Annotated in this window: 13 protein-coding genes, 1 tRNA gene and 1 pseudogene; 4 read left to right on the top strand and 11 right to left on the bottom strand. The window is 60.5% G+C overall.

The features are described from left to right. The first annotated feature begins 506 nt into the window (after window positions 1-506). Entirely contained in the window at window positions 507-677 is a 171-nt protein-coding gene (locus ADADO0_RS03650; RefSeq protein ID WP_511303730.1) for a hypothetical protein, read from the top strand. 10 nt (window positions 678-687) lie between these two features. On the opposite strand, the gene ADADO0_RS03645 is transcribed toward ADADO0_RS03650, so the two are convergent. From ADADO0_RS03645 to ADADO0_RS03595, 11 genes and pseudogenes are all read right to left on the bottom strand, one after another. Then, on the bottom strand, window positions 688-3,336 hold the full coding sequence (locus ADADO0_RS03645; protein WP_511303729.1) for a DEAD/DEAH box helicase: 2,649 nt from the start codon (window positions 3,334-3,336) through the stop codon (window positions 688-690). A 3-nt stretch (window positions 3,337-3,339) separates the two neighbouring features. Further along, window positions 3,340-4,065, bottom strand: a pseudogene (locus tag ADADO0_RS03640) (DNA methyltransferase); the annotation flags it as partial. A gap of 344 nt (window positions 4,066-4,409) precedes the next feature. Next, complete coding sequence (locus ADADO0_RS03635) at window positions 4,410-4,838, bottom strand: DNA methyltransferase (protein ID WP_511303728.1); 429 nt, start codon at window positions 4,836-4,838, stop codon at window positions 4,410-4,412. Window positions 4,839-5,157: 319 nt separating this feature from the next. After that, window positions 5,158-5,234 (bottom strand) — tRNA-Arg (locus ADADO0_RS03630). A 131-nt stretch (window positions 5,235-5,365) separates the two neighbouring features. Then, the gene (locus ADADO0_RS03625; protein WP_511303727.1) at window positions 5,366-6,844 is read right to left on the bottom strand and encodes a sensor histidine kinase; all 1,479 of its coding nucleotides are present in this window, start codon (window positions 6,842-6,844) and stop codon (window positions 5,366-5,368) included. A gap of 117 nt (window positions 6,845-6,961) precedes the next feature. Next, the gene (locus ADADO0_RS03620; RefSeq protein ID WP_511303726.1) at window positions 6,962-7,276 is read right to left on the bottom strand and encodes an HPr family phosphocarrier protein; all 315 of its coding nucleotides are present in this window, start codon (window positions 7,274-7,276) and stop codon (window positions 6,962-6,964) included. Window position 7,277: 1 nt separating this feature from the next. Beyond that, the gene (locus ADADO0_RS03615; protein WP_511303725.1) at window positions 7,278-7,679 is read right to left on the bottom strand and encodes a PTS sugar transporter subunit IIA; all 402 of its coding nucleotides are present in this window, start codon (window positions 7,677-7,679) and stop codon (window positions 7,278-7,280) included. A gap of 109 nt (window positions 7,680-7,788) precedes the next feature. Beyond that, window positions 7,789-8,229 carry an HPr kinase/phosphorylase gene (locus ADADO0_RS03610; protein WP_511303724.1) on the bottom strand — a complete coding sequence of 147 codons (441 nt, stop codon included), beginning with the start codon at window positions 8,227-8,229 and terminating at the stop codon, window positions 7,789-7,791. 2 nt (window positions 8,230-8,231) lie between these two features. Then, on the bottom strand, window positions 8,232-9,998 hold the full coding sequence (locus ADADO0_RS03605) for a sensor histidine kinase (protein WP_511303882.1): 1,767 nt from the start codon (window positions 9,996-9,998) through the stop codon (window positions 8,232-8,234). Window positions 9,999-10,046: 48 nt separating this feature from the next. After that, the gene (locus ADADO0_RS03600; RefSeq protein WP_511303723.1) at window positions 10,047-10,748 is read right to left on the bottom strand and encodes a response regulator transcription factor; all 702 of its coding nucleotides are present in this window, start codon (window positions 10,746-10,748) and stop codon (window positions 10,047-10,049) included. A gap of 200 nt (window positions 10,749-10,948) precedes the next feature. Beyond that, on the bottom strand, window positions 10,949-12,136 hold the full coding sequence (locus ADADO0_RS03595) for a GT99 family glycosyltransferase N-terminal domain-containing protein (protein WP_511303881.1): 1,188 nt from the start codon (window positions 12,134-12,136) through the stop codon (window positions 10,949-10,951). 274 nt (window positions 12,137-12,410) lie between these two features. Between ADADO0_RS03595 and ADADO0_RS03590 the strand changes: the two genes are divergently transcribed. From ADADO0_RS03590 to ADADO0_RS03580, 3 genes are all read left to right on the top strand, one after another. Then, window positions 12,411-13,168, top strand: a protein-coding gene (locus ADADO0_RS03590; protein WP_511303722.1) for an IS5 family transposase whose coding sequence is annotated in 2 segments (ribosomal slippage) — window positions 12,411-12,753 and window positions 12,753-13,168 — 759 coding nt in all. Because the reading frame shifts where the segments join, the coding sequence is not laid out codon by codon here. A 74-nt stretch (window positions 13,169-13,242) separates the two neighbouring features. Continuing rightward, a complete protein-coding gene (locus tag ADADO0_RS03585; RefSeq protein WP_511303721.1) occupies window positions 13,243-14,208 on the top strand; it encodes an IS481 family transposase in 966 nt (321 codons plus the stop codon). 43 nt (window positions 14,209-14,251) lie between these two features. After that, window positions 14,252-14,605: a DUF2470 domain-containing protein gene (locus ADADO0_RS03580; protein ID WP_511303720.1), complete on the top strand. Its 354-nt coding sequence runs from the start codon at window positions 14,252-14,254 to the stop codon at window positions 14,603-14,605. Window positions 14,606-14,825: the final 220 nt, after the last annotated feature.

Genomic DNA, 14,825 nt, shown 5'->3' with positions numbered 1-14,825 from the left:
CTTCTGAGAAATTAAGGACCTGCCATGAAACAAGGGCATACAAAACAAGAAAATGGACTGGATCCGGAGCAGGCGCGGTGGGGCGCTGTGTTCGCCCTCACGCTCTGTGTGGCCACGTTGATTGCATCCGAGTTCATGCCGGTCAGTCTACTCACGCCGATCGCGTCCGATCTTGCAATGAGTGAAGGCGCAGTCGGTCAGGCGATCGCTGTATCGGGTCTCTACCCGGTTGTTACCAGCCTCTCCATCTCGACGTTCATACGTGGTGTCGATCGGCGTGTCGTTCTTCTCTGCCTGACGATGATGATGCTGATTTCCGGCGTCATGGTCGCGTTCGCGCCGAGCGCTCTCTGGCGCAAGTTGCTATACTTCGCACAAGGAGTCGTCGTCATGATTTCATTTGACTTGGCATCATTCGATTTGCCGACCTTCGATACGGTCGCGCGGCCTCGCGCCACTGCCGCCGCCAAGAGGCCCGCCGCGATGGTCGCCAGCGCGTGCGCCTCATGCCGGAGCCGGTCGCTACGGCCGCCGAGATGGTTGCCCTGCAATCCGAACTGGCGGTGCTCCGGGCGGAGCTTCAGGCGATCAAGGACGCGCCGATTATAGAAGAGCGGCGACGCATCAATGCCCGGCTTGCCTTCGCCGACATTGCATATCGCAACGGTTTGAAGTGACGGCGTGCTGCTAGGAAAGCGCCCGGTCGATCCGGGCGAACTCCTTGTTCTCAATCATCATGAAAACGCCTTTCCCGGCCGAGCGGTCTGCCCATAGGTCACCGACCAAGCGCTTCTCTTTCGAGTCGTCATTGGTGAAGTAGGGCGCGCCCTTGTATTCGATGACGACGGCCCGCCCGTGATGCGTCTGTGCAACGAAGTCGGGATAGAACCTGTCCGATGACGTTTGCAGCCAAAAGGAGTGCGGCTGGCGCGACGTGTTGCGCACCCACGCCTTCACCGCATTCGAGCGTTCAAGGTAGACGGCGCATTCGTATTCCTCGCCGGTCGGTTCCAAATCGCCGATGACGCGGAAGAGGTGCTTCTTGAAGTCCGTGCCGCCCTTGTAGGGCTGATTGTATGCATATCGGCTTTCATCGAACACAAGACCGATGTCCGAACTGGTCTCAAATTCGAGGCCGCTTTGCGGAAACAAGGCGCGTTCGAATGCGGTGGCCTCGCGCGCGTCGCGGTTCTTGGCGATCACCCGCACGAGCGCTTCGACAAGCCGGAACTTGGCGCGTGCCAGCCCTTCCATGCCGAGCCCCGTCTTGGCGTCGATCAGGTCCAGCGCCTTGGCGATGAACAGCGTTGACGACACACGGGTAATGTCTCGGCGCGAGGAAAACGGCAATCGCCGGTCCAGCCAGTTCACGAGCGCGTTCTTCGTCCAGCCGCGTTCCTGCAACGCAAGGGCAAGTTGATCGTGAAGGTCGGTGACGAAGGCGAGCGTGACTTGCCCGGCCGCGCTCACGTCCACATGCGCTTCGTCGGCGGCCCGCTTGGGTGGCGCGAAATAGTCGAGAATCGGAGCCGGATCGTCTTCTTCCAGCTTCCACGGAATGTCGAGGAAATGCGCCCGGTCGAAAAGCTGGAGCCCGTTTGGCGAGCGTACGCCAAGGCGAGGCACGACGAAGCGCACTGGCTCCGGCGTCGCGTCCACGGCCTTCAGCTGCGCGCCGCGCGACTTGTGCACGAGCGCTTCCACGGCCTTGGCGGCGGCCTCCGGCATCGCCAGCAACATGGAGGTGCGGTCATAGTCGGTTAGCGCGCCACGCGCCCGAAACACGCCGCTGGCCATGTCCACTTCGACGCGGCCGCCGGTGGCGCTTTCCACGTTGGTCTTGAAGGTTTCCGCGTCGATCCCTTCGGGTATCGGCTCTTCATAGATGAAGGCCGCGCCGCCCTCTTCCATGCCGGGCAGCGAGTCCGGCGCGAGGCGCACGAGCGCTTGCGCCTCAACCCGTTGAAAGCCGTTGTTCACGAGCCCGTCGCGCAACGTGTTGGCGGCGTTCTGAAAGCTCGTGGTCGTGGCGAAGGCGTAGGCGCGATTCAGTTCCTCGCGCCGCTTACGCTTGGCGTAGGGCAGCCGAAGCACGCGACCTAGAAGCTGCTCCACGGCGCGCGGCGACTTCTGTTCGGCAACCGAACACAGCACATAGGCAAACGAGCAATCCCAGCCCTCGCGAAGCGCCTGTTGCGTGATGATGAAGCGCACCTTGCATTCACGGTCGAAGAGATCGACGCCATTAAGCCCTTTCGAGTCGCCCGTCGCGATGACGATATGCGCGTCGGGCACGCGGAAATCTTCGACAAGCAGCTTCTTTACTTCCTCCGCGTGCAGCGTTGGCTTGTCCTTGGATTTTGGCTCGGCCTGCACGAGCATGACCGGCCTCACGAACTCGCCGGTCTCGGCCTCTTCGGCTCCGGCGAGCGATACGAGTTCGTCAAGCCACGCGATGGCGTCACCGATGGTGTCGCGCGGCTCCGGCCGCCCGCGAAGGATCACAGGCAGCTTGATCATGTCCGCCGCCTTCAATTCGGCGGCAGAAATGTGATGCAGCACGTTGGAAGCGTATATACCTTTGATAGGGGCGGCTTCCTGAGGCGTGACGGGCGTCGCGGTAAACTCCACGATCAAGGACGGATTGAGACGCGCCAGCGTATCGAAGGAAAGGCTCGTGCGCGCATTGTGCGCTTCGTCCACGATCACCATTGGCCGGTGCAGGCGAAGCACATTGGCGAGAGAGGGCAGCGGGTCGCCCGACGGCCCCGCTTCGAGCTTGCCGCGCAATGCTTCCGGCACGCCGCTGAAATGGTCCATGAGTTCGCCGTTGGCCTCATAGACCTTGCGGCCTTCGGTCTCTTCGACGCGGAAGGCTTGAATGGTTGCGACGATGATCACCGCCCCGCCGTCATAGTCGGCCCGCTTGGCGTAGAGCGCATGGGCAACGCCCATGATCCGCACATTCTCGCCGAAGCGATCCGCTAGCGCGCGGCGGTTGGGGTGCGCACGGTCCTGAAGCGTCGCGAGCGTCTGATCGCGGATTGTCTGCGATGGCACAAGCCAAAGCACGGTCGGCGCGTCGGTGCGAAGAAAGCTGTCGGCCGCCACGCCAACCGAATGCGCGGCGAGGATCGTCTTGCCGCCGCCGGTCGGAATGCGCAGGCATACATACGGCAGGCCGGGCAGGCTCGGCAGTTCGAAATAGGGTCGGTTCGTTTGGTCAATGAAAGCGGTCGAGACCTTACCGAACTCGACAGACTTGCCGAGGAATCGCCGGAGAACGGCGAGTGTCTGAATCTGGTAGTCCTTCAGTGTTAAGAGGGGCAGGCTCACGGGTTACAGGCCCTCAATCTGATAGGGTACCTGCTTGAAGGTGACGCCCCGGCGTGCAAGCCGGTCGTCGGTCACCGTGCAGCCTTCGGCGTAGACGACGCGCGCGCCGTCGAAATCCGGTTCGGGCAGCGGCAGGGTTTCCAGCACGGTGGTCGTGAGCACGTTCCCGGCATTGGCGCTGGCGACGCCAATCGCGTCGGCCGAGTGAAGCAAGTAAATCGCCCGACCCTGAAATGCGCCGATCAAGGGCGAAGAGCCGTCGGCACGGCGCGGGATTGGCGATCCCGTCTCACAGAAGAAGACGTGAGCGGCAAGATCGGGATAGGTAACGGCCGGGCTGACATTGCCGTCGGCATCGAAGAGCGGTTCGCCGAGCGTGCAGAACCGGAAGCCGCCGCCGGTCCCCTCAACGTGTTCCTTTGATCCATTCGAACGATCATACCCTTCGATGACGCGCTTCAGGCGAACGGCAGTCACGTCTTGGCAAATCGAAGGCTCCATTTCGATCAAGATGAATCGCCTACCGCCGCCCTCGCGGGCAACGGCAACGCCGGTCGTGCCAGACCCCGCAAACGAGTCCATAACAATGTCGCCCGGTTCGCTGGCGATTTCGACTATGCGCTTCATCAAGCGGGTCGGCTTCGGCGTAATGAAGACCGCTGCGCTGTCTGCGAAGGCCACGGTCTCTAGCAGTTCCTTCTTGGCTTCCTGGGTGTGACCAACATCTCTGTAAAACCATAGGTTTGCGGAACTACGCCTTGCTTAACTTCTGACAGGAAGCGTTTGAGGCGCGGAACATTGTCCTTAGTGTCCCCCCACCACACTCGCCCGTCTTGGTCTAGCTCCTTCATTTTGGTTTTTGACACGCGCCAATACATGCCGGTCGGTGGTCCCGGAATGACGCGGCCTGACGGGGTGTCAACAGGATACGTGCCTTCGCTATAGAAATTGCGCGCAGAAAAATCGCCGGAGGTCCAAGGGCCGCGTGGGTCGTTGTCGGGATTGGTGTATCTGGCGTCCTGCTCCGCGCTGCGGGCCAACAAGCCGAGTTGGCAAAGCCCAATGTTCTTGGCCTAGGCGTAGATATAGTCGTGATCATCGGAGAAGAATTGCGCCGAGTTTTTCGGAGAAAAGACCTTCTGCCAAATGATCGACGCAAGAAAATTTCCGCGCCCGAATACATCATCAAGCACCATGCGCAGTGAGCCGGATTCGCTGTCGTCCATTGACACGAAGATCGACCCGTCTTCGGTCAAGAACTCCTTCAGCAACCGAAGGCGCGGATACATCATGCACAGCCACTTGTCGTGGCGGGACAGGTCTTCGGCTTCCTTGCCCACGGTCGCGCCGAGCCACACGCGGATTTCCGGAGAGTTCACATTGTCGTTGTAGACCCAGCCCTCATTTCCGGTGTTGTAGGGCGGGTCGATATAGATGCACTTCACCTTGCCCGCGTAGTAGGGAAGCAGCGCCTTCAGCGCTTCAAGGTTGTCGCCCTGCACAAGCAGATTGCCCGCATCCGGGTCGCCAACACTCTATCCTTGTCGCAATGGATCAGACGGTAAGGCACGTCGCGGTGATGGTTGACCACGGCCTTCTTGCCGATCCAATCCAATGTAGGCATGTGCAGACGCCCCCCGAACGCTTCGAACTCTAGACGCGCCTGCCCGACCTGACCACAGGCAGCAGCCGTGACGACAAGAAGCGACCCGAACGGGCGATTTGCTTCGCGGTGGCGACTCCGTGGCGATTCAGCGCGACGCGGACACTATCACGCGCGAGACGCTTGCTTTGCAAGTATCTGATCTTATTGTAGAAAAATGGCGCGCCCGAAGAGATTCGAACTCCTGACCCCCAGATTCGTAGTCTGGTGCTCTATCCAGCTGAGCTACGGGCGCCTGATCCCTGACCGGCTGGAGCCGGCTGGAGGCGCTCTTGGGGAGAGCCTCCGGGACTCGCGACGGCAGGCCGTCAGCGAGGGGCGTCAGGTACCTCGTTTTGTTTCCCGTGGCAAGGCCCTGGACGCGCTTTAGGCGCGGGCGCGGAGGGTGCGCTGGCGAAGTTCGGTCGGGCGGTCCGGAATGGAGATCAGGAAAGTGGCGCCGATGGTGCCTTCTACTAGGCGGATCTCGCCGCCGTGGGCGCGCACCAATTCGTCGGCGATGGGCAGGCCGAGGCCGGTCCCGCCGCGTCGCGCGGAGGCGCGGAAGGCGGAAAACAATTGCGCGCGCCGGGCCGCGGGAATTCCCGGGCCGGTGTCGCTCACCTCGATTTCCACCACCGCGCCGCGCCGACGTGCGCTTATGCGGATCTGGTCGCGCTCGGGATTGTTTGGTGCGCGGACCTCCAGCGCCTCCTTGGCGTTGCGAGACAGGTTCAGCAGCACACGGAACAACTGGTCCGGGTCCGCATCAACGGAGAGAGACCGCTCCATTGAGGCGCTCCAGCCCAGCGGGCCGTCCACCTGGATGCCTAGCGTGTCGCGTACCTCGTCCACCAGGGCGGCGACATCCACGTCGCGTCGCTCCGGCAGCGGCTCCTGTGCCTTGCCGTAGGAGAGGGTTTGCTCGCAATAGGTGATGGCACGGTCGAGCGCCGCCACCAGCTTCGGTGCGAATCGCTGTACCGCAGGGTCGGGCAAAGCGGCGAGACGGTCTGAGATCAATTGTACCGAAGCCAGCAGATTGCGTAGATCGTGGTTGATCTTGGAAACCGCCAGCCCGAGGGCGGCAAGGTGGTTCTTCTGCGCCAGAGTCTGCGACAGGCCCCGCTGAAGTTCCGCCAGGGCTTCCTCGGCGAGGCCGATTTCATCGTCGCGCCCGGATGGCACCATGATACGCGAAACATCCTCGGGCGCGTCTCGGAAAATCGCCATGCGCTCGGTGAGGCGCCGCATGGGTCGTACCAGCAGCATGTGCAGGCTCAGATAGATCAGCAGGCCGGCCACCCCCGAGATCAGGAAGGAGATGAAGAAGATGGTTATGGCGAACTTCACCATCGCCTGATGAAGCGGGCGCTCGGATAGGACGATTTCCATGAAGTCGCCATCGCGCGGCGCGTCGGCCACCACGCGCAGAACCCGGTTGCGGCCGGCGAACAGTGTATCGAACGCATCCACCACCGCGCGCCAGAACGGCGTGTCGCGCATGTCTACGTGCTGGTCGATGGTGGGGGGCATATCGGACATGGCGAGCAGCCGGCGGGTGTCCTCGCGCTTTACTACGACGAGTTGGGCGCCGACGCTCTCCAGAATCTGCCGTGCCAGTTCGGGCGGGAGGGTGGCCTCGGGTGCAGCCTCAAGCACCAAGGCAGCGGTGCGCGCGGCGGCAGCACGATCGGAAAGCCAGGAGAGGCGATAGTTCGCCATGGATGGAATGAAGATGGCGAGTTCCGCCAGCGTCACGAAAACCACGGTGAGGATTAGGAGCTTTCCGGACAGGCCAAACCGCACGCGCCGCAACGGCGCTGCGCGCGGTTCGAGAGGCGAGGCTAGGTCCTGGCTGAACATGACCTTTACCACCGGCGCGGCATCACGGGAGAAAGTCCCGCATCATGCGCGCCACGGTTTACCACATGCAAATATGGCTTTCGGCGGGCAGAGGCGGCAGATGGGGCTTAAGAGACCCTATTCTCCCTCGCCGAACCGATCGCCCACCAGGGCTTCCAGAGCGTCGAGCACGTCCTGAGCTTCAACACCGGTGGCTGTAACCGTGACGGTGGTTCCGGGGGCCGCCGCGAGCATCAGCAGGCCCATAATGGAGTTTCCGTCCACGGCCTCGCCGTTTCGGCACACCTTCACGGCGGCGCCGAAACGCTCCACCGTCTGGACAAATTTCGCGGACGCGCGCGCATGCAGGCCGCGCTTGTTGATGATGGGCAGCACCCGCACGAGGGCGCCCTCCGCCGCAGTTCCACCGCACGCCTCGGCAACGGGGTCCATATCACTTCCCGGCAAGGACACGGCTGGCGACATTGATGTATTTCCGGCCGGCTTCCTGGGCCACGTTCACCGCCTCGGAAAGCGGCAGTTCGGAGCGCACCTTGGCGAGCTTGACCAGCATGGGGAGATTGATGCCGGCCACCACTTCCACATCGGGTGAATTCATCACCGAAATTGCGAGATTGGAGGGGGTGCCGCCAAACATGTCGGTGAGGATCACTACGCCCTGACCGGTCTGAACCGTGTTCACGGCATCTATGATGTCGCGACGGCGGCGCTCCATATCGTCTTCTGGACCAATAGAGACGGCGATGACCTGCGCCTGGGGGCCCATTACATGTTCCAGGGCGGAGCAGAATTCCGCCGCCAGCCGACCGTGGGTTACGAGCACGAGACCGATCATGTTGCCTCCGCCTCCGCTCAGTGCGGAAGCCTCCCGCCTTGGCGGGGCGTCATATTCAGAGCGGCTCAAAAATTACGCAAGGGGTGCATCGCACAAAAGCACAATGCGCTTAGAAAATCTTGCTCCTCAAGGCTGCGGCAATAAGGAGCGCCGCATCCACGCCGCCTGGAACCGCAATGCGAAAGACGCGATACCCCTCAAGAACCACATGTGCGTCTTCGTCGCGGGGCAGGCGTTCAACATCGTGCGCGCCGAGATCCACCACAAGGCGCAGATCAGCCTCGTCCAGGTGCGGCAGGCGGCGCAGGCCGAGGAAGCGGGCTTCAATCAGTCCCGCGAGTTCAACGGGCGGCTTGGCAAAGAGGCGATCCGCGCGGGCCTCCAGGCGTACCCGGTCATCCGCCACCAGAATAGCGGGGGGCAGGGCAAGCGGCGGGTCGAGGATCAGGCGCAGGGCCAGCGCGGACTTGCCGCTGCCTGACGCACCACGGATCAGCACGCCCAGGCCATCCAGGCTCACACAAGTCCCATGGATGGTGGGAATGGGCACGCTCAGCCGCTCGGGAGGCTGAAGATGAGGCGCGCGCCCAGCACCTTCTCGCCGTCCGCCTCGTCCAATGTGCGGTTCTCGGCCCAGATACGCCCGCCGTGGGCCTCCACGATCTGCCGCGAGATTGAGAGGCCCAGTCCGGAATTCTGGCCGAACCCCTGGTGCGGCCGGTCGGTATAAAATCGCTCGAAGATACGGTTGAGGGCGTCGGGCCGAATACCGGGTCCGTCGTCGTCAACAATGATGGTGACGCCCTGCTTCTGCCGTTCGCAGGTGACGGTGACAGTGCTGCCCTCGGGTGCGAAGGAGCGGGCGTTCGACACCAGATTATCCACCACCTGGCCGAGCCGGGAGGCATGGCCGACGATGATGAAATTCTGCGGTGCGCCGGTTGCACGCTCGAATTTTAGGGCGACGCTCACGCCATCGTCGCGGCGTACGTCCTGCGCCATACCGACGACCATTTCCAGCAATTGGCGCATGTCCACGTCGCCAGCTTCCTGCCGCTGGAGTTCGGCGTCGAGGCGGCTGGCGTCGGAAATGTCGGAGATCAGACGGTCGAGGCGCTTCACGTCGTGTTGGATCACCTCCAATAGCCGCGCACGGGAATTGTCGTTGCGCGCGAGGGGCAGGGTTTCGACGGCGGAGCGCAGGGAGGTAAGGGGGTTCTTCAATTCGTGCGCGACATCCGCTGCGAAGCTCTCGATCGCCTCAATGCGGTTATAGAGCGCGCTTGTCATGTCGCGCAGTGCGCCGGAAAGATGGCCGATTTCGTCGGAACGCGATGTGAAGTCGGGGATTTCGACCCGCGTTTTGATGCGCCGACGCACCCGTTCGGCGGCGTCTGCCAGCTTGCGAACCGGGTCGGCGATCGTCCCGGCGAGCAGCACCGAGAGCAGCACCATGACCGCCGCGGCCACCAGGAACACGCGCACGATAACGAAACGCTCGGCCTCCACCGCCTCGTCGATTTCACCGCCCTGGGTGGAGAGCAGGAGAACGCCCAGGATGGCACGGAACCGCTGGATCGGCACTGCGACTGAGACCACGACGCGACCGCGCTCGTCCACGCGCACCTCGCTGGCCTTCTGGCCGAGGGCGGCGGAGGCGACTTCTGGGTAGTCCTTGCCGCTTTGCGGCCCGAGTTCCTTGTAGAGCGGCAGGTCGCCGCGCCCGACCCAGCCGTGGAGCCGGCGCCAGGCGCGCTCCAGGAGGCCAGGTGGGGTCTGCGTGGGCGGGGGCAGGTCGAATCGCAAAATCTCGCCGCGGGAATAGAGCGAGCGGGAATCCAGCAGCATGATGCCGTCGCGGTCGTAGATACGCGCGCGGGTGCCGGTCGGCCCTACAAGGCGGCGTAGTACGGGAGCAACTCGCTCTGGATTTATGGGGAATTCGAGCGGGGAAAAGCCTTCTTCGGAAGGTCCGAAGCTGTCGCCGGTCTGCAATTCCAGCAACCGCTCGGGATCGATGGTGATGGCGTTGGTCTCGACCTGTGCTGACGCGGCGATGGCGGCTGCGATGATCTCGCCCTGGACCAGAAGGCTCTGCACTCGCGCGTCGATGAGGCCCGAGCGGAATTCGGAGAGATAGAGAATACCCGAGACCAGCGCGCACAACCCCGCCAAATTGAGCAGAACGATGCGCCGGGTGAGGCTGGAGAAGCTCTTGAAAATGACAAAGCGACGCGCACGGCGCAGCGCAGAGAGAACGCCGAATCCGCGCCTTGTCCGCTGCTGCTCGGCGGGGAGCTTTTGTGTCTCGGCGCTCAGTTTTATAGCTCGACGCTAATGGAGGCGGGCGCTGTCGCGCGCCCGCTCTCAGGCTTCCTTGAAACGATAGCCGACCCCGTAGAGGGTCTCGATCATGTCGAAATTGTCGTCCGTGGACTTGAATTTCTTACGCAGCCGCTTGATGTGGCTATCGATGGTGCGGTCGTCCACATAGACTTGATCGTCGTAGGCCGCATCCATGAGGGCGTTGCGGCTCTTGACCACGCCAGGACGCTGGGCGAGCGCCTGGAGGATCAGGAATTCAGTCACGGTGAGAGTCACCGGCTCATTCTTCCAGGTGCAGGTGTGCCGCTCCGGGTCCATACGCAGCAGGCCGCGCTCCAGAACCTTGGCGCTGTCGGTCTCGCGCGGGGCGACGCCGTCCTTGCCGGCGAAACGGCGCAGCACCGCCTTGACCCGTTCCACCAGCAGGCGCTGAGAGAACGGCTTCTTGATGAAATCGTCGGCGCCCATCTTGAGGCCGAACAGTTCGTCGATCTCTTCGTCCTTGGAGGTCAGGAAGATCACCGGCATGTCGGTCTTCTGGCGCAGGCGGCGCAGCAGTTCCATTCCATCCATGCGCGGCATCTTGATGTCGAGGATGGCAAGGTCGGGCGGATTGCTCTTGAAGCCGTCGAGCGCGGAGGCACCGTCGGTGTAAGTGTCGATCCGATACCCTTCGGCCTCCAAAGCGATGGAGACGGACGTCAGGATGTTGCGGTCGTCATCGACGAGGGCGATTGTGGGCATGTCACCTCTTTCAAGCGTCGGGCGGCCGCTGGAGCTTCACCGGTGAAGCCGGTTCGCGTGGCCGAAATGTGACACCGCGCCTGATTTGTCACTTAAGATAGCTCGAAAACCCTTTGCCGCCAATGAGGCGGTGCTTAGCCTGAAAAAGGCTCCGCGTCCGGGAAGATGCGCGATCGGATGCGTCAGGCGGTGGCGAATATTCAATCAGGGGCTTCCTTCGCGCGCCGGCTGCACCAATATCGAAAATTATCAGTGTATATGTCGAGCTCGGAGGGTAGTTTAAGGCGCCATCTATAGTATTTTTGATTAAATAAGCGGTCAAATGGTATCAGATAACCAAACAAAAACCAATTTACCCATCTTAGAAGTAAATCTCTTTCCATGGGGGGCGTTTTTGTAAAAATATTCCAACTTCCATCTTTGAATGAAGATTCTCCTAAAATATAAGCTGGATTATTTCGTAATAATGCCTCGAATCCTACGCTAGAATTAACAGTTATCACTGCATTGATTTTATCAAGAAACTCTGAACTTGTCGCGCTGGCATCCCATGTGACAGGAATTCCATCAAACCTAGCGGCACGCGCAGGGTGAGGGCGGACAATCGTGCGCCCGGTGAAGTATCTCAGCGCGGTTACGATAGCTTCATAGTTGGAGAATCCATTGCTAAATGCAAGCATATTAGAATCGTCAGGGCATTGTAAAGCAACGCCAACATCATAGTCTTTATCGTTTCTATCGTTGCTGAAGTCGGGTTTCTGATGCGATGCATTGGAAAATAGCTGATCCAACTCATCATATCCCATAATAGGAACGGTGCACTTCTCATCGAGAAATGCCTGCCAACGGGTTGATGCGCTTGTGCGGCCGTTTACGCCCTCGAAATCAAAATAGGCCGTAAATTGAAATCGCGGGGGGCGGAGGGGCCCTAATTCATTATGAATGACCTTGATTCCGAGATCTGCTGCAACAGCTGTGACTGAAGCGCAATTGGTCCATATCAGAATTGCTTCCAGAGGTAAGTGTGGTTCTAATAAAGATCTTATGTGTCGTTCTAGAGAAGGTATTCTTTGAGTGATCGTGTGGGCCCAGACAAGGTTTGGGCCTATAAGATCTTGCTCCAGCTCCGAGATGCCCTCTGAGAGTAGGGGTATTTTCTGAATCTGAGAAATCTGATCGGGAGACGGCGCTTTATATCTGAAATAATCTTCGATGTATTCCAATGTCGCCCAGCTGCCAGATAATTTTCGCTCTTCGATGTCGGTCCAATAATGTTCAGGAGCGAGTAGGCATAGGTCAATTTTACTATCAATTGCTTTGTACATCATCCATTCGTACGTAAATCTGTCGCCCCTAACATCAAATGGAAGTATGAATTGGCAAAACATATTCAAGTCCGTAATTTACATTGCTTCAAAGGTGAGGCGTGGTTCGCATGGCCGAATTTTGCTCTACGCTTGATTTTTCGTTTAAATTAGCGAGAAAATCTTTTGGCGCCAATGCGTATGGCGCCTCTCGGCCGAAACGCTCCGGATTTCCCCTAAACAATCCCCCACACCTTCTGTCTACGGCCAGCCTTAGGATCGATCGACATTCAGGATTCCCAAGTTGTGCGAATGCTGATTCATAGAGGGCCGTGTTTTTGCAGCACGGAGCCCTGGAATGGCCGCGAAGCGGTACGAGTTGAGCGACGTCCAATGGACGAAGATTTCGCAGCTGCTTCCTGGCAAAGTCACAGATCCGGGCCGGACAGGCTCGGATAACCGCTTGTTCGTGAACGGTTGTCTGTGGGTTCTGCGCTCCGGAGCCCATTGGTGCGACCTTCCCGAGCGCTATGGCCGCTGGAAGAGCGTGCATAAGCGCTTCAGCCGGTGGTGCCACGCAGGAGTTTGGGAAAGGGTGTTCGAGGCCCTGACCGCTGATCATGACAACCAATATCTGATGATCGACAGCACCATCGTCCGGGCTCACCAGCAGGCGGCGAGTGGAAAAGGGGGGCCAAGGATCAGGCGCTGGGGCGTTCCCGAGGCGGGCTGACCACCAAAATCCACATGCTTGCCGACGCGCTGGGACGTCCTCTGCGTTTCATCATCACGGCCGGTCAGGTGGGCGATGTCACCACCGCTCCCGCCCTGGTCGACGGTCAGGCCGGCGGTGCCGTGCTCGCCGACAAAGCCTATGACAGCAATGCCTTCCGAAGGCAGGTCGCCAGCCTCGGTGCGGCAGCGGTGATTCCTTCCAACCGAAGCCGGAAGATCCTCATCCCGCACGATGCAAAGGCCTATAAGCGTCGCAACTGCATCGAGCGCTGCTTCAATCGCCTCAAGCACTTCCGCCGCTTCGCGACGCGATACGATCGGCGGACGGTTCACTTCACAGGCTTAATCCACCTCGCCGCAATCATGATCTGGCTACGGTGAATGTCGATCGGTCCTAGGTGTTTGATCCCGGGCTTTGATGGTGCAGTCTTTTCGCGGGAGTGGAGGGAGGCACTATGGGCCAGTTTCTACACGGGAGCGCCACGACGACTGAGGCAGTCCGTCGAGCGATACAGCATAGTCAAGAGAGCCTGAGGGCTCTGGCGAAGCGCTATGGGATCAACCAGAAGACCGTCGCCAAGTGGAAGAAGCGGACCTCGGTCGCCGATCTGCCGACTGGTCCGAGAGAGCCGACATCGACGGTTCTGTCGATTGAAGAAGAGGCCATCATCATCGCTTTCCGCCGGCATACGCTGCTGCCGCTCGACGACTGCCTCTATGCCTTGCAGGCGACGATCCCGCATCTGACGCGCTCATCCCTGCATCGCTGCCTGCAGCGCCACGGCATCAGCCGGCTGCCGGAGGAGGAGGGCGACAAGAAGCCGAAGAGGCGGTTCAAGTCCTATCCGATCGGCTTTTTCCATATCGATATCGCCGAGGTGCAGACCGCCGAGGGCAAGCTGTACCTTTACGTAGCCATTGACCGCACGAGCAAGTTCGCCTTCGTGCAGGTCGTCAGGAAGACAGGCCGGAGCTCAGCCTCGGCCTTTCTCATGGCCTTGATCAACGCGGTGCCCTACCGGATCCATACCGTTCTTACCGACAACGGCATCCAGTTCACCTTTCCGCCTCGCTACGCCGATGGGCCGACAGCTCGCTACATCACCCATATGTTCGACATGCGCTGCCGAGAGAACGGCATCGAGCACCGCCTGACTAAAGTGAAGCACCCCTGGACCAATGGCCAGGTCGAGCGGATGAACCGGACCATCAAGGAAGCGACCGTCAAGCGCTTCCACTACGACGACCATCATCAGTTCGAAACGCATCTCACCGACTTCGTCGCCGCATACAATTTCGGCCGGCGCCTGAAGACCCTCAGGGGGCTCACGCCCTACGAGTTCATCTGCAAATGCTGGACTTCAGAGCCAGAGAGATTCATCCTCGACCCCATCCATCAAATGCCGGGACTAAACAACTAGCGCTATCGGCTATTCCGGTTTTGCCGATTTTGGCTTCTACCGGATGGCGGTAGAAGAGGCGCATCTGGTTGAGGGGTTCGGACGCATCTCGACCGTTGAGGGCAATGCGGTCGGCATCGACTGGACCGGCGCCGAAGCCGTGCGGGCGGCGCAGGGAGGAATCGTAAGCCATATGAACGAGGACCATGGCGACGCCATCGACCTCTATGCACGGGACCTCATGGACCTCGAAGGGCAGGGGTGGCGGCTCCTTGAGGTGGACCCTCTCGGCTGCAACCTGGTCCGCGAATCGCAGGTGCGGCGGATGGAGTTTCCGCATCGCGTCACAAGTGTTGTTGCAGTGCGAGAAGTCTTCGTTGCGCTCGCACAGCAGGCCCGCTCTGTACGAAACGTGTAAATTTAATCGGTTGAAGTGCTCCATAGCCGGTTCACAGTTGGCCTGCTCCGCTTTAAGTTCCGCGCTTCCGCCAAAGCTCAGGCGCTGGTGGGGCGAAAGCCCAACATCATGTTGAAGCAATCTAAGGAGACGAGCTGTGCTCGAAACGGGACAACGCAACAGCGCCTATGGGGCGGACAGCTTCGGGCTGCGGCACCTGACCGGCTTGCACTGGAATCTC

Source organism: Aquabacter sp. (assembly GCF_965279295.1).
GTDB lineage: Bacteria > Pseudomonadota > Alphaproteobacteria > Rhizobiales > Xanthobacteraceae > Aquabacter.
The sequence above is the reverse complement of the archived record's forward strand: the minus strand, read 5'-3'. Positions and strand labels throughout refer to the sequence as shown.